The following is a 20,094-nucleotide window of genomic DNA, read 5'->3' on the forward strand; positions in this document are numbered from 1 at the left end:
CACCGCCCACCGGGGCAGAACCGGGTGATCGCCGGCTATCCGACCGGTACCTGCGCCGCGTCCGCGGAGCCTTCGCCGGCGGATTCGGCAGCGCCCGCGGACTCGGTACCGGCAGCATCCGGTGCCGTGGTCCCTGCGGGTTCCGCGGAGGCGGCGGCAGCCGTGGCCGCCCGGGACTTCCGCCACGCGAGGACGGTGAGACCGACCGCGACCACAACGATCAGTACGTAGCCGATCGTGCGGGGCGCGCCTTCGATATCGAAGTACTTGAACAGCGAGCGCGCATTGGTGAGCACCAGCAACCCGCCGACTCCGGTCCCGAGCACGCCGGGGGTGATCCGGCTGACCAGCCACGCGGCGATCGGCGCGGCGATCACGCCGCCGAGGGCCAGACCCGCGATGATCAGCAGATTGTCGAAGAAGTCCGAGCCGAGCCCCAGCAGGAAGCCGACGCTGGCCGACGCGGAGACGATGAACTCCGAGGCACTCACCGAGCCGATGACCGTACGCGGGGCGCTGCGTCCGGTGGTGAGCAGGGTGCTGGTGGTGACCGGGCCCCAGCCGCCGCCACCGCTGGCGTCGATGAAACCGCCGAACAGGCCCAGCGGGGTCAGGAATTTCGCGGAATGAGCGGTCTTCTCCGAGGTGGCGAATTCCACCGGTGGCCGCGACGAGAACCGGACGACCAGGAAGACACCGATCGCGAGCAGGATCCCGGCGGTGATGGGCGCCGCGGATTCGGTGGAGATCCGGGAGAGGACGGTCGCGCCGAGGAAGGCGCCGACACCGCCGGGCACGCCGAGCCGTAGCACGACCTTCCAGTCGATATTGCCGAACCGCCAGTGCGATGCGCCGGAGGCCAGGGTGGTGGCGACCTCGGCGAAGTGGACCGCCGCGCTCGCATGCGCTGCACCCGTACCGCTGAGGACGAGCAGCGTCGTAGCGGTGACGCCGAAGGCCATCCCGAGCGTGCCGTCGACGATCTGCGCGCCGAGACCCACAAGGGTGAAAACCAGTAACTTGATCATGACGGTGTGCTCCCCGAACCTGGACCGGAGATCCGAGGGTATGACGCGATCCACCGGTTGACACGGGTTGCGATCACCGTGAACGCAATACTGCCGGCCTACCCCGAAGGGCAGCCGGTACGGCGCCGGGAGGCGCGGAAATGGACGCGACACCGGCCGGGTCCCTGCTGAAGACTGGCCGCTATGACCGACCGGACCTTCCGCCGCATCGTTCTGAGCGAACGACCGGCCGCCGGGATCACCACCGGCACCTTTGCCGAAAAGCGTAGTCCCTTCCCGATATTGGAAAGCGGCGAGGCACTGGTACGGGTCGAGTGGCTCGGTATCGACGCCACCCAGCGGACCTGGCTGAACCCCGCGACGACCTATACGACTCCGGTCGGCGTGGGTGAGGTGATGCGCGGCAGCGGGGTCGGGCGGGTGGTCGCCTCCCGGAATCCGGACCTGCCGGAGGGCCGGTGGGTCTACGGCGAGCTCGGCTGGCAGGAGTACGCCGTGGCCCGCGGCACCGGTCTGTTCGGTGTGAATCCGGTGCCCCCGGGTATCGATCCTCGCCATACGCTCACCGTGTTCGGGGTGAGCGGTCTGACCGCCTATATCGGTATCACTCGGGTACTGGAGGTCGCGGAATCGGACGCGGTGCTGGTCACCGGTGCCGCCGGCAGCGTCGGTTCGCTGGCCGGCCAGATCGCGCGCCTGCTCGGCGCCCGCGTACTCGGCACAGCGGGGTCGGCGGAGAAGGTGGCCTGGGTACGCGATACCGCCCGCTTCGATATCTGTGTGAACTACCGCGACGGCGATATCCCGGCCGCGTTACGCGCGTTCGCCCCCGACGGCCTGACCGCGGTCTTCGACAATATCGGCGGCGCCCTGTTGGAGAACGCGCTCGATCACCTGGCCCCGCACGCCCGGATCGCGCTCTGCGGTTCCATCTCCTCCGGGTACACGGCCGCCGGTTACGGCAGCGGACCGGCCAATTACATGCAGCTGGCCTTCCGCCGCGCCCGGATGGAGGGCTTCGTCTTCTACGACCATCATGCCGAATTCCCCGCCGCACTGACCCGGCTCGCGGGCTGGGTCGCCGCGGGTGAGCTGCGCTGGGCAGAGGATATCGCCGATGGTCTCACCGCGGCTCCGTCCGCTCTGCAGCGGCTGTTCGACGGACACAACCTCGGGAAGCAGCTCGTCCGGGTGCACCCGGACGAGGGCTGATCCATCGGACGCACCGCGCCTCGGCACGCGAGCCCCCGGAACCGCCCGTCACCCGGCGGGCGCGCTCCGGCGGTCTCAGTACTGCGACTGCGGGCGCCGGATGATCGCCCCGGATCCGACCCCACCGAGCAGCGATATGATGCACAGACCGGCGATCAAGTTGATCACGGCCGTCGCGATCTTCGCGTCCACACCGGCGACCAGTGTGAACGGCACCAGCGTCGCCAGCGCGGTGACCAGCCCGGTGATCCAGTAGAAGAACTGCATCGGACTCGGCATCAGGGCCAGCAGCAGATTGAGCAGCCCGGTCGCCGCGATCGCGGCCGCACCTCCGGCCACCGCGTACGACGTGGTCGACACGGTTCCGTAAGCGCCCGCGCCCTCCGGCGAGAGGACCGAGATATTGAGGATGCCGCGCACAAGCATGATCAGTACGACGATCACCAGGGCGACGACGATCGCGGTACCGACCCCGCCCGCCCACAGCCGCCCGAGATTGATCTTCGGCTCGTTCGACCGCTCGGGCTGATCCGATTCGTACCCGTATTCGACCTGGTGGCCGTATTCCGGCTGCTGCGAATAATCCTGCTGGGGATAGCCCTGCTGCTGATAGGCCTGCGTCCGAGGGTAACCCTGGCGGCGAGGGTCCTGGCGCCCGTAGTTGTGCGGCGGTTCCGTCATAGGGGGAAAGTACCCCGCATGAGCTCCGTGACCCACCCGAATCGGACGCGCATGTCGGTCGAGGCACGGGCCGGGTTCATCCGCCGCAGCTCTGATCCGCACCCTTGCCATATGTCGCCAACGACATATACTGCCTGGCGTGGGAGAACTCTTCACCATCGAGATCGAGCCAGAAGTGCGGGACTGGCTCTAGGCGCTCCCTGCCAGGCACTTCCTGAAAATCGACGAATACGTCGGCCTTCTCGCCGACCGCGCCGAAACTCTCGGTGAGCCGTACGCACGGTACCTGGGCGACGGAGTGCGCGAACTACGCCCGACGCTGGATGGTGCCGATATCCGCATCACCTATTGGCTCGCACCTGGTCGGCGCGCCATCCTGCTGACCGTCTTCCGCAAGACCCGGATGCGAGAAGACAGCGAAGTCAAACGAGCGAAGCTGGCCCAACAGTTTTGTCAGGCGCAGCACGAACCGGCGCATGAGGAATTCATTCGCACAATCGAGAAAGGAGAACTGGACCGATGAACCATGCCCACTGGAAAACCCTCCAGGAACGTAAACTCAGCGAGGGCTACACCGAGCCCGACGATGTTTCCGAGGTCCGCCGCGAGATCCGGCTCTCCATGGCGCTGGCCGAAGCTGTCTATGTTCGTCGCACCGAACTCGGACTCACGCAAGCCGAACTCGCGGAGCAATCCGGGCTCACCCAGGCCAAGATCTCCCGTATAGAGGGTTCCGACACCGTACCGACCCTCCCTCTCCTCGCCAGACTGGCAGACGCCTTGGACGCAACCCTCAACATCGCACTCGACGCCGAAGACACTCGCGTCGACTTCATCGGCCATCACACCGACGCAGCTTGACCACCGGATCCTTCATCGCGCTCCCGAGTGACACTGAGCCTCTCACCTCGTAAGGCAGCCGTTCCTCCTGGCCTCGGCGCGAACCCCGATGGGGAACTTTCCACCGATATCGGGCAGAGTGTCCAGCCCGCCGTAGAGTCTCCTGCCCCAGGGTGACTCGAAATTCGGCGCCCGCCACCGGCAATTTCCAGGCGTTGGTGGTCGTGCTGGCTGGCTGTGCGGGGATGAGTTTCGAGGTCGGTCCGCCGCGCTTCGACCGGTGAGCATCCACATGAGCTCCGTGACCCACCCGAATCGGACGCGTATGTCGGGCCGTGCGCCCGGGGAGTTCATCCGCGGCGGGTGAGGACAGCGATCCGGACGGCAGCTTCGCTGGAACAGCACCGGGACGGCGGACAACCCGCCTTCCGGAACACGGAGGAGAGGAGTTCGGGGTGACGCCAATGACCAGCTGTCCGGGTGACCACGACCGTCACGGGTACCTGCGACGGATGGGCGGATGGGGCCGCTGCGGTTCGATCCCCGCGCTCGCACCTGGGTGGCGCTCGTTACCGGGCCCGATTGCCGTCGGCGCCGGTGGGAAATGATGCGTGCCCAGGAGAATGTGCCGATAGATCCCGGCCTGACCGACCTGTACAAGGACCTGCACCGGCATCCGGAACTCGGCTTCCGAGAACATCGCACCGCGGGAATCGTCGCCGACCGGCTCACCCGCCGAGGACTCGAGGTGACCGGTGGCGTCGCGCGAACCGGGGTCGTGGGTGTGCTGGCGAACGGCGCCGGCCCCACCGCGCTGCTGCGCGCGGACATGGACGCCCTACCGGTCGCCGAAGCCACCGGTCTCGACTACGCGAGCACCGCGACGGCGGCCACCGAGGACGGTACGGTGCCCGTGGCCCACGCCTGCGGTCACGACCTCCATGTCACCTGCCTGCTCGGCGCGATCGACGCTCTGGCCGCCGATACCGACAGCTGGCGCGGCACCCTGGTGGCGGTGTTCCAGCCGGCGGAAGAACTCGGTGCCGGCGCGCAGGCCCTGGTGGACGACGGTCTCTTCGAACGCTTTCCGCGCCCGGATGTCGTACTGGGCCAGCACGTCGCCCCGTTGCCGGCCGGCACCGTCGCCGCCCATCCCGGTCCCGCGTATGCCGCGTCGGATTCGTTGCGGGTGCGACTGATCGGCCGGGGCGCCCACGGATCCATGCCGCAATCGTCGGTGGACCCGGTGGTCATGGCGGCCGCGACAGTGCAGCGGTTACAGTCCATCGTCGCGCGCGAGATCCCCAGTACCGCGACGGCGGTGCTCACGGTCGGCTCCCTGCACACCGGCGACGCGGCCAATGTCATCCCCGGTGAGGCCGAACTCCAGCTCAATATCCGCACGTACGACGAAGGTGTGCGACGTACCGTCCTCGACGCGGTCGCGCGCATCGTCCGGGGCGAGGCCGCGACCGCGGGCGCACCCGAAGAGCCCACCATCACCGAGACCGAGCGATTCCCCGTGGTGGTGAACGACGCCGCGGCCCTGCGAAAAACCTTCGACGCCTTCACCCCCTGGCTGGGCGCCGACCACATCCTGGACCCGGGAGCGGGCGCGGGCAGCGAAGACGTCGGCATCCTGGCGACGAGTTCGAACGCGCCACTGGCCTACTGGCTGCTGGGTGGGACGGACCCCGCGCTCTTCACCACCGGCGATATGAGCGATCCGGCACTGCTGAAGGTGCCGTCCAACCACTCCCCGCACTACGCACCGGTGCTCGAGCCGACCCTTCCCCTCGGAGTGACAGCGCTGGTCACCGCAGCACGAACCTGGCTCCCCGCCCGCTGACACCCGGCCCGCTCCGCACGCGGGAAGAACGGGCCCGGGATCCATCACGTGATCGTGGAAGTCTTCCGTAAGCGTCGCACCCGGCACGGCGGCGGGCGTCCCGCGTCGCGATGCACCGCTCAGTCGGCCGTCGGAACGGGATGGTTGTATGCGTCGATGGCCGCCTTGGCCGTCGACGGCTCCTGCATCACGAGTTCCCACGGTCCGGTATTGATCTCGAAATTCTTCCCGAACCCGACCCACTTCCCGGCCATCCGATTACCGGTCAACTCGATCAGCAGTTGGATGGAGCCGTGGTATCGCGCCCCTCGGTAGTAGCCCTCCGTGGCGGTGCGCTCGCTCCACACACCGGTGGCTATATGGCCATCGACGGTGAGGTCCATCTCCAGCGAGGACGGCGACGAGCCCGGAAGGCCGCGAATCGTGAGGCGATCGTCGTGCTGGAGGACGACCACGTAGTGAGCTGCGGTGAACGTCGCGTCCCGACCGCTCGAGTAGTACTCGTACCGCGACAACCACACTCCGGCGTAGTTGCCCGGCGGGCGCGGGCGGGTAGCGGAGATGCTCGGCTGCTGGTCCGCAGGTACTCGTCCGATGGTCGATTCGACTTCGCGGCTGCCGTCATCCGCACCGGAGAGGGCACGCCCCGCCATCACTGCACCGAATCCGAGCGTTTCGATCGGTAGGCCCATCACCTTCTCCAAAGCCCGGGCATGCACGGGACGTGGGTGCGCGGTATGCCCGGCCTCCCAGCGCTGCACCAGACGCTTTGTGGCACTGAGACAACCGGCTTCACGCAACGCGCGAGCCAGGTCGTCCTGACTCATCAACCGGGCGTTCCGCGCCGCCCGAAGCGCCGTATTGGGTCCCGTCATGCGCTCACGATAACGGTTTAGACGCCTTAATGTCGCCCTATTTCGGCACCTGATCGTCGCCCTTTCTGTCGCCGTTTTTCCCGGTCCGGACCGTCAGGCTCGAGAGAGCAGTCGCCGAGAAGCGCTGTATATCGGGCTTTCTCGGCTCACAACCTTCCGAGCTGTCGAGCAAGAGAGTGAGGACACAGTGGTACTCCGAACGCATCACAGGCCGATCGTCGCATCATGGGAATTCCCGGAGGCGACATGGGAACTCGACTCGTGAGGCGGGCAGTTGCCCTGCTGCACACCGACCATGACGCATCCGAACTGGGAGCGCTGACGGAGCGGAGCGGACTCCGTCTCGTCTTCACGGTGTGGACAGACACTCGGGCTGTACTGGCGGCATTGATCGCTGTCCAACACGCGCTCGAACATGCCGCCGAGGTGGTGGTGATTCCACATCTGGGATCGCTCGAACCCGATACGCCCTGGTGGGTGATAACCGACGTAGCCGAATTGGTCACGAGCACGCACGTGTATCCACCGCGGGCCGGCGTTTTCGACCCGTTCGGGGATGAGTCGTGATCCGGAGCCCGACTCTGGCCGCACTCGCCGTCATCGGAATCGCAGTTTTCGTCGTGGCCGTCACCCTGCCAGGACCTCGGGACCGATGAGGGCGCCGGACTTCGCTGTGGTGGGTTGCGGCCCTCGTCTCGTCCCTGCACCCGCCCACCGCAAACTCGGAGCAGGCCTTCGTTTGCTGTGCCCGTCCTACGGGGTAATTAGCGAAAGCAACCTTCAGAGAGGGGCTTGGTGCGTACTTCCCTGCGTCCGTTCCTTGTCGGAGCACTCGTTGTACCTACCCTATTCGTGTTTGCGGCCCCCGCGGGAGCCCAGGGCTTTCCCGAATTCGAGGAGGCCCCGGGGTCACCGTGGCGCCCGGCTGCGCGGGCACCGTCCGGGCCGAAGCAGCCGTCGCGCCACTGCAGAACGGAAACCGAGGCGTATCGCTGACGCTGATGTTCACGGCGGAGCAGCCGGACCCATCCTGCGCGCTGACCGGGACCGCGTCATGGCGCAATGTCGATACGGGGGCCGCCGGGGCGACCGATATCACGGTCTCGTCGGTCCCCACTCCGGGACGGTTCGAGACCGACCACGGTTACGCACGAACCCAGGCCGATACCGGCCCGGGCACGGTGGTCGTCACCTTCAGCACGAACCCCGGTGAAGTCACCCTCGAGGTCTGATGCCGAGGTCGTGTTGTGGGCCTGCACGACCTCGGCGATGACGGCGCAAGCCCGCGTCTCGCGGCGTCATGGGTAGATTCCGGTGCGTACTCCTCCACGCAACCGTGCCCATCCTGCCGTAGCGCAGCCCGCGAGCACCCCGCCCGGCCTCGGACACCCTGTCCGACCTGCGGCGCAGCAGTGCCCCCAGTGGGACTCGAACCCACACTTGGCGGATTTTAAGGTTGACCAGCCGAATAATTGCAGGTGACGGCATCATTGGTGGATGTGGGTGAAACGCCGTGACCTGGGAAGATCCCCGCTGACAGCGTTGGCGGGGTTTGTCGCGTGCGTGCTTACTGCGGACTGGTTGCGGACTACCTCGCCACCAGGCACAGGGACGGCCCCGGCCAGGGCGTTTCCGCCCCTTCAGTCGGCGCGAAGTGGACAGCGCCACTACTTCGCTGTGCCGTCGATGCTGTCGTGGCAGACCCACGCCGTCACCGGCGTGAAAGCGCGACTAGCCACCTCGAACGATCCAGAGCCACTATGCTTTTGGAGCCATCATGTAGATGCTCGCGCCATTCGAACCAGTAGCTCAAGGTTGTCAAGTAGATCAGGGTGAGTCTATGAAATCCAAGTTCCCCGATTGGTATGGGCCAACGCCCGCGGAGATGAAGCGCCTCCTCGGCGAGGCGACGGTCGCCCTAGACGCGAACGTGCTTCTAACCCTGTATCGGGTGAACAATTCCCAACGAGACCAAGTATTTAAATCACTGTCAAAAGTATCAGACCAGCTTTGGCTTCCGTACACTGCAGCCCACGAATACCAGAAAAACCGATTCGCAGCACTCACGGGACAGCAGGGTGCATACGAAGAGCTCGTGTCTCGAACTCGGAGCCTCCTTCATGAGCTCAGAAGCAACCTTCGAACAGAGCTGCAAGACCTCAATCGAGATACACGGCGCATGGGCTTCGACCGTGAAATGCTAGCAGTAATTGAGAGCGAACTGAACGAGGTAAACAAGAAAGTAGACTCCGCGATCCTCGGCTCAAGCAGGCGTATCATTTCTAAATTCGAGACGATTAGACGTAACAACGTTAGAGTCGTCGATCACCTTCAAGATGATCCAATTCGCGAAGCGCTGGATGCCATTTTCACCGAAAGCAAGGTCGGCGACCAACCCGACAGCGCCACCTTGGCGAGCAGGGTTGAACAAGCAAAAGAACGTGCGCGCTTGAAGATCCCGCCGGGATATCTCGATGATAAATCGACCTCGCCCTACGGGGATACCTTGATATGGTTTGAGCTCCTTGAGCACGCAAAGGCCTCATCTAAGCCTTTGATTTATATCACGAACGACACAAAAGAAGATATGTACATGAGGGTTCAAGGCCGCATAGTCGGCCCACGTGTCGAACTGATCTCCGAAATGCGCCAATTTTCGGGACAACAATACTTTCAGACCACCCTCGACCGATTTATACGCCTAATTAATATTCACCTGTCGAGTGACGTTACGGCGGAATCGATTGAGAATCTCTACACGGATCGTAACGACCAGAATTCCATCCAAGAACCGGCACCCGATCAAATTACCCCGGCCGATACTTCACTAGATTCCCAGCTCGTATCCAAGGTAGCAGCCGTGCGAGCTTCCGCAGTCGAACAAGTAAGCAATGGGAATCGATTGGACCCCCTAATAGACCTTGCTCTATTGACAATAGAGTTGCAGAATAAAATCGGCAAAGAGCACGAGTTGACGCGAACCGTCCAGAAGGAGCTGGACGAAATGGCAAAAGCTAACGAAAAAGATAACAACTCCCAGCATGACTAACCAATGTCAGCACTAGTCAAACTCCGGAAGCCGTTGTGCACAAGACAATAGTAGTAATCGATACCAATATCCTAGCTTCCTCTCCCCGCCTTCGCGGACAAGAGTGGCAGTCCATGTCTGAACACTCCTCAGACTGGGGCGTTTCAATGATGGTGCCTGAAGTTGTCTTGATGGAGACCGTGAATGTAGTCCGACGTCGATGGGAAGAAGTAAAGAAAGGTGCGGCCGCACTAAAAGTTGGCGACTTCGGCCTGAGCGATGATCTGAGCCGCATGATCGAGGCCATAGCTGGGCACATTGAGAAATACCCAGAATTCTTAGTCAATCGCTTATCGGAGCTGGGCATTACAGTTGCCAAATGCCCAGCAGTCGATCACATGGAAATCGCAAGACGAGCATCAGATCGTCGAGCGCCATACCAGGAGATAAAGGATAAACGCGAAATTCCTAAAGACGGATATCGCGATACCTTGATTTGGCTCACGACCCTGAATATCGCAGAGGATAATCCGGATGCAACTGTCTGGCTTGTAAGTGAGAATTGGAAAGACTTCGGGCCCACTCAAAATAATTGGACTGGCCCAGGCAAAGGCGAACGCACAGATTGCCCAATCCAGTTCCATCCCCAGCTCAAATCAGAACTGGCCGAAAGAGAATTAAAGGACAGAGTCAACTATGTGGTGTCACTTGGCGTGCTTGAACAGCACTTTGCAAGCCAATGGCAGCCAATTGACGGGCCAGCCCTTGAAGCACTGATCGAGAAGGTTGACCGCATAGAGCTAACCAGAAGGGTAAGAGAATTAGCCAAGTCCCTTCCCATTGACCCAGAGACGGTGGGGTACTCGGGCAGCGGCGAAGTCTTTGCTGTACGAGTTCGCAGCTTCAATAATTGGGCCTTCGACGACGGCGCTGGGCGCCCTGAAGACCGATGGACCGTCCGATTTTCAGTAGACGTAAAGGCAGACGTCATCACCCTCATGCGCATACCAACCGGTAGTTACGATGCTGCTCAACGGATTGTGCCACTGCGCTTGGTGGGGATCCTAACGTGCACAGGTGGCGGCAACATTGCGGATATTGCAATGAGTTCGATTGAGGCGCCGCCACCGGCCATCACTTCTGGAAGTGACGAAGAAGTTACGGCGTACGAGTCACTCGCGCGAATTCTCGTGAATATCCCCGGTTTCGATCATGGTGCGATGATGCAGTCATTAGAGTCAGGAATCATGAGCGCGGCGGACCGGGAGTCGCGGCAGTTGCTCCAGGAAGCTATAAGGCGCATCGCCGTTGTCCCGCCAAATAGCTTGAGCGTAAAGCCTGAGGGATCCGGTGACCAGCGGTGATGTCAGTGATTCCGGTGCCCGTTCGGCCAGGACTTGGTCTACTTGTCTCAGGTCGCGGCGAGACGTGCTGGCTCTGCTGACTGGTGTCCTGCGCATAGGTGGGGCTGGCTACCCGCCTGCCCCGATAGAGCCTGCCTTTCTCGCGTAGAGGCTCCACGGTCAAGGGTGGCGAAGCCATCAGCGCAGCTGACGCCTTTGGGCGCCCTTGACGGTGGAGGGGCGCGGGAACACAATGCAGGCCACCAGTCAGCAGGGCCACGCGGCCGGAGGTCGCGCACATCCCACCTCGAGAACCGGTCGACTCATCTGTTCGGCAACTCGGTGGGACGGGACCACGGCCAGTCACCCCCGAGCGTTGCCGGCCGATTCGTGCTCGGGCTGCGGGAGAGCAAGCCGGGTACGGCTCTCGTCGTGCCCACACTTCTCGGTTATCGAAAATCAACCATCTCGGGTCGGTGGCTATGGCGCCAGCCGCGCCGCTGTCGGCCGACGCGCCGCGCTGGCCAAGCCTGCGCCGGTCTGCGCGGTTGCGTGGCGGACGGCGGCGGCGCGTAAGCGCCGTCGCCCTTGATCCTATATAGCTAAATTCGGCAACAGACCACGAGCAGTCCGGGCGATGACTCCCTGACGTTCACGCCGTGGGCTCACGACGTATGGTCTCGATCAGCCGCTGAGCTTGCGCCCGCAGGGGCTCGCTGTCTGGATCGTTCTCGATGATGATGTGATCAACCGGAAGCGCGAACGAAGTGTTCAACCCGGCGCTGTACTTGTCCCAGTTGGACAGCTTCCAGGTGTCGCGGGCTGCTCCGCGTCGCCGCAGGTAGGTCAACATCGTCTCCACCGAGCACCGGACCCAGACGAATGTCGCGTCCGCTCCGGCCGCTTCGGCTTGTGAAATCGCCCGTTCCAGCCAGGCTGGCTCGCTGAACTCGCGAATATATGGTGCTGCGGCTATGACGGAGTTGCCGCACTCGATGTTCTCCCGCACGACTGCCGCGAGAGCGTCGTATTCCCTCGGTCGGATGTGGTTCAGGTAGATATCGGACTCGCGGTCATCGATGGTTGATCCAAGGTCTTCGAGTGCAGGCTCGATCATCGGCCGCGCCATCGTGTCCTTGTCGAGGAGTGCCCAGCTCGTTTCTCGGGTGAGCGTCCGAGCGAACTCGCTCTTTCCGCTGCCTGCGTAGCCTCCGATGTAGACGACTTGGGAGCGAATCGGCCGCACTGGCGCGGCCAGCGTCAAAGCCAGAGACGTCGGCGTGGTGACCACCCGGCCTGAACGGTCGTGACTGGTTATGTAGCCATCCGCCGCAAGCTGCTCCATGGCCTTCGTGATCGTGAGCTGGCTGGCCTGCCATTCCTGCGCGAGAACACGCGTTGTGGGAAGCCTCTGACCGTCGCGAAGTCGGCCGGACTCGATGTCGTTCCGGATGGCCTGAGCGATCCGGAGGTGTGCCGGTGGATTCGACGATGTCTGTTGGCTTACCACGGATAACTCCTTCAGGTAGCAGTTGCCTCCCACAGAGTATCAGGTGCTCTCCATGCCTGAGCTGGGCATATATGCCGTTTGCGTACTACTTCACAGAAGTACTTGCTTTCATATGAAAGCAACTGCTACCGTTGATGTAACGCACAACACAGCGTCGGGAGGCCGGAAATGCAGATCAGGGCGACTCAGGTAGCGGACGTTCTTCGTCCATCACGGTTGAACGCGGCGGGGCGGTGCATCAATTGCCTTGGCCGACACTGCGAGAGCGCGCGGTGCATCACCTGGTTTGCGGGGGCGGCGTGGGAGACCTGCACTCGGTGCGGCGGTACCGAGTATGTGAACGGTCATGTCGACCCGGAAACGGTCTTGGATCGGTGCGACTGCACGCAGGGCCTGATCGAGTCGGAGAGCTCCGAAACGGTGGCTGAGGTCGTGGAACTGAACCGGGTGCGGCCGGTCGAGCCGGTGAAGACTTCGATGCTGGCCTATGGCCCGGTGGGTCCGGTGGTGTACGAGTCCTGGCCTGCCGGTGGCGGTGCCCCGAAGCGGTGGATGGCCTGATGACAGCGGCCGTCGTGGAACTCGATGGAGCTCCCGAAGATTCGACCACTCCGGCTCGGCAGACTGCGGCACAGCGTCGTAGCCTGCCGGACTTCCGGGACGTCGCTCAGTCGCTGGCCGAACAGGAACACATCTGCGCGCGGCCGATTCCGATGCTGGCCTACGACTCCAAGGCCCTGACCGAGGAATACCTCGGAGCTCCGTGCAAGTCCACGATCGCTTCCGTCTGCCCGGCCTGCGCCGACAAGGCCCGGTTCCTGCGCATCACCCAGTCCCGCGAAGGCTGGCACATCGCCTCCGAACCGGAGAACGAGAAGGTTCCCCCGACCGAGCATCAGACCGCCCTGCTGGCGGCTCGCGCTGATCTGTTCGAGACCTTCGGGCAGGCCAAGGCCGATGGCGATATGGACATGATGTCCGGGATCCGGGAAGTCGTGGCAGACCTCGACAACGAGATGAAAGAATCCGGGTTCCGGGGACGGCTACCCGCCCTCGACCGAGAGCCCAAGCCCCGGCGTGCTCGCTCCACTCGTCGACGGCAGGATGCCCCGAACCTGCCCCGCCTCAAGGTCGAAAAGACCACTATTGGTCGTGAATACGGCGGAGGGCATCGGCCCTCGATGTTCATCACCCTGACCATGCCGTCCTACGGGAGCATCAACCGCGACGGCGCGATCAACGGCAAAGGCGAAACCGTAGGCGACGGTTCACCCCGCGACCCGAACACCTACGACTACGAACGTGCCGCCCGTGACATCGTGCACTTCTCCGCGCTGTTCGATCGCTGGATTCAGAACCTGCGGCGGGCGGTGGGCTGGAACATCCAGTACTTCGCGACCGTCGAACCGCAGAAGCGCGGTGCACCGCATCTGCACATCCTGATCCGGGGCACCGTGTCTCGTGAGATCGTCCGCCAGGTCACCGCCGCCACTTACCACCAGGTGTGGTGGCCCCCGCATGACCGGGCCAGCGAGGTCTACACCGGCGATATCGTGCCCGTCTGGGACCCGGCCCGACTGACCTTCGTCGACCCCGGCACCGGTTCGCCGCTGCTCGCCTTCGACGACGTGCAAGACCTCCTCGACGACGTCGATGACTTGGAACCCGCACACGTAGTCCGGTTCGGCGATCAGATGGACCGCGCCGATATCCGTGGCTACGTTCCTGGCCGAAAGGCTGACCGTGCTGTGGGCTATGTGACCAAGTACCTGACGAAGTCGATCGCCGAAGTTCTCGATACCGATTCCGACCGCACCCGCCACCACTACAACCGGTTGCACGCCGAGCTCCAGCACACCCCGTGCTCGAAACGCTGCCCGGTCTGGCTGCGCTACGGCATCGTCCCCGAAGGCGCCACCGAGAAGACCATCCCCGGCCGCTGCAAGAGCAAAGCGCATCGGCGGGACACCCTCGGCCTGCCTGGTCGCCGGGTCCTGGTCTCGCGCCAGTGGTCGAACAAGACCCTCCCGGATCACAAGGCCGATCGTGTCGAATTCGTCCGGCAACTGCTGGCCTCGGTGGGGATCGTCAAACCCGACCGGTCGCACCTGAAGTTCTCGATCGTCCGGCCCGGCGACCGTTCGGCCCCACCCCGCGATCACCTGATCCTGTCGGAGATCGCGCGGCGCAAAGTCTGGCGGGCCGAGTACACCAGGGCACTGCTCGCGGCCGGTCCACCAGCACAGCAAGACATCTCGGCAATCCCGGTAGCGGCATGAGGAAGGAAGAAAAATGCAGGTGATCAACGGCGGTAGGCGTGTCGCATCTCCGGCTACGTACACCGTGAACGAGGTCGCGGTGCTGCTGGGCCTGTCCCGGGGCATGGCCTACCAGTTCGTGAACGACGGGGTGATTCCGGCGAAGCGCATCGGTCGCCGGTGGGTCATCTCCCGGGCGTCGTTCCATGCCTGGCTGGATTCCTCGGACAACCTTCCGGAAGCGGTGTAGCCATGGGTTGGGTAGATCAGGCTCCGTCAGGCCGGTGGAAAGCTCGCTGGCGTGATCCTTCGGGGTCGCAGCGGTCTAAGACGTTCCGGACCAAGAAGGAGGCGACCACCTTCCTGGCTCAGGTCGAGGTCTCCAAGTCTCAGGGTGCCTACGTGTCGCCTCACGCGGGTCGGACGCTGCTCGGTGCTCATGCTGAACAGTGGATGAAGTCGTGGAATACCGAGCGGACCACCACGGCCCGGGATACATCGATCATGCGGACTCACGTCTTGCCCAAATGGCAGGGTTGGCCGCTCGGCAAGATCGATCACCTGTCGGTGCAGACCTGGATATCGGAGCTCTCGCAACGACGTTCGCGGGCAACGGTGGCCGAGGCCAAGCGGATGCTGTCGGGGGTGATGCGTTCGGCAGTGGCGAACAGGCTGATCGCGGGTGATCCCACGGCCGGAGTTCGGATCCCCAAGCGGCGGGTCCGGGACACCGATGAGCGGATGCTGTCGCGTGAAGAAGTTCGGCAACAGCTGCTCCCGGCCGTCCAGCCTGACCGATATCGGGTGCTCGTGGCGATTGCGGCGTTCGCTGGGCTGCGGTGGGGAGAGGTCGCCGGGCTGTGCACGGATGCGGTGGACTTGGATCGTGGTCTGATCCGCGTCATGCGCACCGTGACCGAGGTTGCCGGCCATGTCGAGTTCAAGCCGTTCCCCAAGTCGCGGGCCGGTCGGCGGACGGTGCCTATTCCGGGGTGGCTGGCTCTCGAACTGCGGGCGTACATGCGTGAGTACCCCCAGGGGCCTCAAGGCTTGATCTTCACCAATGAGGCCGGTGGCCCGCTGCGACGGACGTTGTTCCGGTCTCGGGTCTGGCGTCCGGCGTTGGTACGGGCTGGCCTGCTCGGTGAGGTCTCCCAGGTAGACGACAAGTTCGAAGCGGTGTGGATGAACGAGGCCGGGGAGGTGAACTCCGAAGTGTTCGGCAAGTACGAACAGGCGGTGCAGATGGTTGCCCGCCACGAGCACGGCGGAGTCCGGTTTCACGATCTGCGCGACATGTTCGGGACCTGGCTGGCCGATGACGGGATGGAACCGCACAAGATCGCGGTGGTGATCGGCCACGAGAACGCCACGACGACCATGCAGTACTACATCCGTATGACCGAGGACTACGACGCGGTGCGCCGGTCCATGGGCGACGACGACAGCGGTCAGGAAGGCGGCTGATGCCTATTTGCTCCCCGCTGGGTGCCCGGGAAGGCTTCCAGCCCCGATGAACGGGAAAAGCCCCTGACCGATTGCACTGGTCGGGGGCTTACTCGTGGATGTGGGTCTAGGAGGACTTGAACCTCCGACCTCTTCGTTATCAGCGAAGCGCTCTAACCGCCTGAGCTATAGACCCGCGGGGCTCGTAGCCGAACCGCGGTAGAGATTACCCGACCGGATCCTGTACAGCCAAAACAGCAGGTCAGAGCACTACTTGTAGGCCAGAAAAGCGATACGGCCGACACCCGCGACGGGTGCCGGCCGTATCGCCGTGAGCACGGATTCAGTCCGGATCGGCCAGGGTGACCTGGATTCCGCCGACCATATCGCAGCACTGGTTGTAGATGAACGTGCCGACCGTGGCCAGCGCGGTGAACAGGACCACGTTGATCAGCCCGATCACCCCGGCGTAACCGAAGACCGTACCCGCATCGATAAGCCCCACCGACCCGCTGTCCGGGGACACCATATCGGTGAAGGTGCTGTTGAGCCGCTCCCAGACACCCATACCCGCGAGCACCATGTACAGCAGCGCGACCGCGATCATCCAGACGAAGAACATGGCCACGCTGATCACCAGCGTGATCTTCAACGTCGACCACGGATCGATACGGCGGACCTGGACGGTGGCGCGCAACGGTTCTCCGCCGAGCACCGCCTGCGGTAGCCCGCGCGGTGCCGCGGGCGCCGACGGGGCCACCGGCGGCGGGGTGTAGGGGTTGTGCGGTTGATGCGGAGGCTGGTCCGGGGGTAGCGGGTGCCGGATCTCGGAGAGGTCCGGCATATCCTTCACCAGCTCCGGCCGGGCGATACTGCGGGTGGGCCCGTCCAGGCCGACCGATTTGGCCATGGCCGCTTCCTTGCGTGCCGCCTTGGCCGCCAGGTCGCTGGTGGTGCGGGCGTTGGTGACTCCACCCTGGAGTCCGCCGCCACCTTGGAGACCACCGCCGCCCTGGAGGCCGCCCGACCGTGGCTGGGCGCCACCCACCGGCATATGTCCCGGCCGCGACAGGTTCGACTGCGGTTCCCGCTGCGGGAGCTGCGACCAGCCCTCCTGATAGCGGTTCGTATCGGGCCCGTTGCCGCCCTGCTGGTTTCCGGGACCGCCCTGCTGATCGCCCGGCCCGCCGGTGTGCGGACCGGAATTCCGATCCGCCGGTGCGTTACGCGATTCGGACGTGAATTCGCCTTGCTGCTCCTGCTTTTCGGGCTGCGGACCACCGGCCGGCGCACCGCCGGACGGATTACCGCCCGACTGCCCACCGGCCTGTTCGTTGTCCACGGCCTCGCCCGGCCGCTGAGTCGGGCGCGGCGAAATCGGTGACGGGGTGACCCGCTCGGTCACACCGTTCGTCTGCTGCCGCTCGTCGCTCGGCTGTTTCGGAGTGGTCAATGGGAATCCTCGGATCCGTTCTTTGCCGCCGATATGGGATTACTGCTCGGGAGAACCGCCGCCGTCGATCTGCTCGGGCTCGTCGGCGTTACGTGCGATCGCAAGCAAGGTATCGCCCTCGCCGAGGTTCATCAATCGCACGCCCTTGGTCTGCCTACCGGCCTTACGCACCTGCCGGGCGGCAGTACGGATAACGCCTCCATTGGAGGTGATCGCATACAGCTCGTCGTCGTCGTCGACGATCAGTGCCCCCACCAGGGTGCCACGCCGGGTGTCGTACTGGATCGTCAATACGCCTTTTCCACCACGACCCTGGGCGGTGTACTCCTCGATGGCGGTCCGCTTGGCATAGCCACCCGACGTCGCCACCAGCAGATATGTCCCATCACGGACCACATTGAGCGACAACAGGGCGTCCTCGGCATTGAACCGCATGCCCTGCACGCCGGACGTGGCGCGGCCCATCGGACGCAATGCCTCGTCGGTGGCCGAGAAGCGGATCGACTGCCCCTGCGCCGAGACCAGCAGCAGGTCGTCCTCGGCCGAACACAGTACGGCGCCGACCAATTCGTCGTTGTCGCGCAGGTTCACCGCGACGATGCCGCCGCTGCGGTTGGAATCGAAATCGACCAGCCGCGATTTCTTGACCAGGCCCTTCTGCGTGGCGAGCACCAGGTAGGAAGCGTCTTCGTAGGACTTGATCCGGATGACCTGGGCGATCTTCTCGTCCGGCTGGAAGGCCAGCAGATTCGCCACGTGCTGACCGCGAGCGGTGCGGTTGGCCTCCGGCAATTCGTATGCCTTGGCCCGGTACACCCGGCCCTTGTTGGTGAAGAACAACAACCAATCGTGCGTCGAGGTCACGAAGAAGTGCCGGACGATATCGTCCTGTTTCAGGCCGGCACCCTGCACGCCCTTACCGCCGCGCTTCTGACTGCGGTACAGATCGGTCTTGGTGCGCTTGGCGTACCCGGTCTCGGTGATCGTCACGACCACGTCCTCCCGGGCGATCAGATCCTCGTCGGCGACATCGCCGTCGGCCGAGATGATCTGGGTGCGCCGGTCGTCGCCGTACCGATCGACGATCTCGGCGAGCTCGTCCTTGACGATCGTGCGCTGCCGCTCCGGCTTCTCCAGAATGTCCTTCAGATCGGCGATCTCGGCCTCGAGCTTGGCCAATTCGTCGACGATCTTCTGCCGTTCCAGTGCCGAGAGGCGCCGCAACTGCATATCCAGGATCGCGGTGGCCTGGGTCTCGTCGATATCGAGCAGTTCCATCAGGCCGGTACGCGCGGTATCGGTATTGGCGGACCGGCGGATCAGCGCGATGACCTCGTCCAGCAGATCCAGCGCCTTGACCAGGCCGCGCAGGATATGGGCCCGCTCCTCTGCCTTGCGGAGCAGGTACCGGGTGCGCCGGACGATCACTTCCAGCTGATGGTTCACATACAGCCGAAGCATCTGATCCAGCCGCAGGGTGCGCGGTACGCCCTCGACGATGGACAGCATGTTCGCGCCGAAGCTGGTCTGCAGCTGGGTGTGCTTGTACAGGTTGTTCAGCACGACCTTGGCGATCGCGTCACGTTTGACCGTGACCACGATGCGCAGGCCCACCCGGTCCGAGGACTCGTCGTGGATATCGGCCACGCCGGCGATACGGCCGTCCTTGACCTGCTCGGCGATGGCGTTGATGAAGTTGTCGGTGTTCACCTGGTACGGCAGCCCGGTGATCACGATCGTCGTGCGGCCGCGGTTGTCCTCTTCGATCTCCACCACGCCGCGCATGCGGATGGAACCGCGCCCGGTCGTGTAGGCGTCGTGGATACCCTGCGTGCCGACGATCAGGCCGGCGGTCGGGAAGTCCGGACCCTTCACCCGCTCCATACAGGCGGCGAGGGTGGCTTCCTCGTCCGCTTCGTGATTGTCGAGGATCCAGTAGATGGCCGCGGCCAGCTCGTTGAGGTTGTGCGGCGGGATATTGGTCGCCATCCCGACCGCGATGCCGTTGCTGCCGTTCATCAGCATGTTCGGCACCCGGCTGGGCAGGACTACCGGTTCCTGGGTCTTACCGTCGTAGTTGGGGATGAAATCGACCGTGTCGTGGTCGATCTCCCGCAACAACTCCATGGCCAGCGGGGTGAGCCGGCACTCGGTGTAGCGCATGGCGGCGGCGCCGTCGTTGCCGCGGCTGCCGAAGTTGCCCTGGCCGTCTACCAGCGGATACCGCATCGCCCACGGCTGGGCCATCCGGACCAGGGTGTCGTAGATGGCCGAGTCGCCGTGCGGATGGTAATTACCCATGGTGTCGGCCACCGGACGCGCCGATTTCACATAGCTGCGATCGGGCCGGTAGCCGTTGTCGTGCATCGCGTACAGAATCCGGCGGTGCACCGGTTTGAGGCCGTCCCGGACCTCGGGCAGCGCCCGGCCCACGATCACGCTCATGGCGTAATCGATGTAGCTGTTCTGCATCTCCTGCTGGATATCGACCGGCTCGATCCGGTCGCCCGCGCTCTCCGGCGGCAGCGTGGTGTCGGTCATGCAATCTCCTAGGTACTGACGGAATGCGGC

At 64.0% G+C, this 20,094-nt stretch carries 17 protein-coding genes, 1 tRNA gene and 1 pseudogene; 12 read left to right on the plus strand and 7 right to left on the minus strand.

The features are described 5' to 3' along the window. Positions 1–35: 35 nt before the first annotated feature. Entirely contained in the window at positions 36–1,028 is a 993-nt protein-coding gene (locus ACWEWT_RS23850) for a sulfite exporter TauE/SafE family protein (protein ID WP_452562085.1), read from the minus strand. A 183-nt stretch (positions 1,029–1,211) separates the two neighbouring features. Between ACWEWT_RS23850 and ACWEWT_RS23855 the strand changes: the two genes are divergently transcribed. Beyond that, positions 1,212–2,240: an NADP-dependent oxidoreductase gene (locus tag ACWEWT_RS23855; protein ID WP_452562086.1), complete on the plus strand. Its 1,029-nt coding sequence runs from the start codon at positions 1,212–1,214 to the stop codon at positions 2,238–2,240. A 75-nt stretch (positions 2,241–2,315) separates the two neighbouring features. Here the strand turns inward: ACWEWT_RS23855 and ACWEWT_RS23860 are convergent, their stop codons facing one another. After that, positions 2,316–2,921, minus strand: a complete 606-nt coding sequence (locus ACWEWT_RS23860; RefSeq protein ID WP_452562087.1) for a DUF6069 family protein — start codon at positions 2,919–2,921, stop codon at positions 2,316–2,318. Positions 2,922–3,129: 208 nt separating this feature from the next. On the opposite strand from ACWEWT_RS23860, the pseudogene ACWEWT_RS23865 reads away from it, so the two are divergent. From ACWEWT_RS23865 to ACWEWT_RS23875, 3 genes and pseudogenes are all read left to right on the plus strand, one after another. Then, a pseudogene (locus ACWEWT_RS23865) lies at positions 3,130–3,444 on the plus strand (type II toxin-antitoxin system RelE/ParE family toxin); the annotation flags it as partial. Continuing rightward, positions 3,441–3,782 carry a helix-turn-helix domain-containing protein gene (locus tag ACWEWT_RS23870; RefSeq protein WP_452562088.1) on the plus strand — a complete coding sequence of 114 codons (342 nt, stop codon included), beginning with the start codon at positions 3,441–3,443 and terminating at the stop codon, positions 3,780–3,782. The pseudogene ACWEWT_RS23865 and the gene ACWEWT_RS23870, both read left to right, overlap by 4 nt. Before the next feature lie 586 nt (positions 3,783–4,368). Continuing rightward, positions 4,369–5,610: an amidohydrolase gene (locus ACWEWT_RS23875; protein ID WP_452562143.1), complete on the plus strand. Its 1,242-nt coding sequence runs from the start codon at positions 4,369–4,371 to the stop codon at positions 5,608–5,610. Positions 5,611–5,729: 119 nt separating this feature from the next. Here the strand turns inward: ACWEWT_RS23875 and ACWEWT_RS23880 are convergent, their stop codons facing one another. Beyond that, the gene (locus tag ACWEWT_RS23880) at positions 5,730–6,485 is read right to left on the minus strand and encodes a helix-turn-helix domain-containing protein (RefSeq protein ID WP_452562089.1); all 756 of its coding nucleotides are present in this window, start codon (positions 6,483–6,485) and stop codon (positions 5,730–5,732) included. Between the two features lie 261 nt (positions 6,486–6,746). Between ACWEWT_RS23880 and ACWEWT_RS23885 the strand changes: the two genes are divergently transcribed. From ACWEWT_RS23885 to ACWEWT_RS23900, 4 genes are all read left to right on the plus strand, one after another. Then, positions 6,747–7,052: a hypothetical protein gene (locus ACWEWT_RS23885; RefSeq protein ID WP_452562090.1), complete on the plus strand. Its 306-nt coding sequence runs from the start codon at positions 6,747–6,749 to the stop codon at positions 7,050–7,052. 347 nt (positions 7,053–7,399) lie between these two features. After that, positions 7,400–7,717: a hypothetical protein gene (locus ACWEWT_RS23890; protein ID WP_452562091.1), complete on the plus strand. Its 318-nt coding sequence runs from the start codon at positions 7,400–7,402 to the stop codon at positions 7,715–7,717. 608 nt (positions 7,718–8,325) lie between these two features. After that, positions 8,326–9,534 (plus strand): PIN-like domain-containing protein, encoded by a 1,209-nt coding sequence (locus ACWEWT_RS23895; protein ID WP_452562092.1) that lies wholly within the window; start codon positions 8,326–8,328, stop codon positions 9,532–9,534. 35 nt (positions 9,535–9,569) lie between these two features. Next, positions 9,570–10,877 carry a PIN domain-containing protein gene (locus tag ACWEWT_RS23900; RefSeq protein ID WP_452562094.1) on the plus strand — a complete coding sequence of 436 codons (1,308 nt, stop codon included), beginning with the start codon at positions 9,570–9,572 and terminating at the stop codon, positions 10,875–10,877. Positions 10,878–11,508: 631 nt separating this feature from the next. On the opposite strand, the gene ACWEWT_RS23905 is transcribed toward ACWEWT_RS23900, so the two are convergent. Beyond that, on the minus strand, positions 11,509–12,366 hold the full coding sequence (locus tag ACWEWT_RS23905) for an AAA family ATPase (RefSeq protein WP_452562095.1): 858 nt from the start codon (positions 12,364–12,366) through the stop codon (positions 11,509–11,511). A 420-nt stretch (positions 12,367–12,786) separates the two neighbouring features. Here ACWEWT_RS23905 and ACWEWT_RS23910 point away from each other — a divergent pair, with 420 nt between their 5' ends. The 4 genes from ACWEWT_RS23910 to ACWEWT_RS23925 are packed head-to-tail and all read left to right on the plus strand — an operon-like array spanning position 12,787 to position 16,091. After that, complete coding sequence (locus tag ACWEWT_RS23910; protein WP_357923001.1) at positions 12,787–12,927, plus strand: hypothetical protein; 141 nt, start codon at positions 12,787–12,789, stop codon at positions 12,925–12,927. Then, positions 12,927–14,645 (plus strand): replication initiator, encoded by a 1,719-nt coding sequence (locus ACWEWT_RS23915; protein ID WP_452562097.1) that lies wholly within the window; start codon positions 12,927–12,929, stop codon positions 14,643–14,645. Before ACWEWT_RS23910 ends, ACWEWT_RS23915 begins: the two co-directional genes overlap by 1 nt. Positions 14,646–14,658: 13 nt before the next feature. Next, entirely contained in the window at positions 14,659–14,874 is a 216-nt protein-coding gene (locus tag ACWEWT_RS23920) for a helix-turn-helix domain-containing protein (protein ID WP_452562098.1), read from the plus strand. 2 nt (positions 14,875–14,876) lie between these two features. After that, complete coding sequence (locus ACWEWT_RS23925; protein WP_452562100.1) at positions 14,877–16,091, plus strand: tyrosine-type recombinase/integrase; 1,215 nt, start codon at positions 14,877–14,879, stop codon at positions 16,089–16,091. A 101-nt stretch (positions 16,092–16,192) separates the two neighbouring features. Here the strand turns inward: ACWEWT_RS23925 and ACWEWT_RS23930 are convergent. The 3 genes from ACWEWT_RS23930 to gyrA form a co-directional block, all read right to left on the minus strand. Then, positions 16,193–16,266: transfer RNA gene (locus ACWEWT_RS23930), tRNA-Ile, on the minus strand. A gap of 147 nt (positions 16,267–16,413) precedes the next feature. Beyond that, on the minus strand, positions 16,414–17,523 hold the full coding sequence (locus ACWEWT_RS23935) for a DUF3566 domain-containing protein (protein WP_452562102.1): 1,110 nt from the start codon (positions 17,521–17,523) through the stop codon (positions 16,414–16,416). A 39-nt stretch (positions 17,524–17,562) separates the two neighbouring features. Then, complete coding sequence (gene gyrA, locus ACWEWT_RS23940) at positions 17,563–20,064, minus strand: DNA gyrase subunit A (RefSeq protein WP_452562104.1); 2,502 nt, start codon at positions 20,062–20,064, stop codon at positions 17,563–17,565. Between the last annotated feature and the right edge of the window lie 30 nt (positions 20,065–20,094).

It is taken from the genome of Nocardia sp. NPDC003963, from assembly GCF_053605105.1.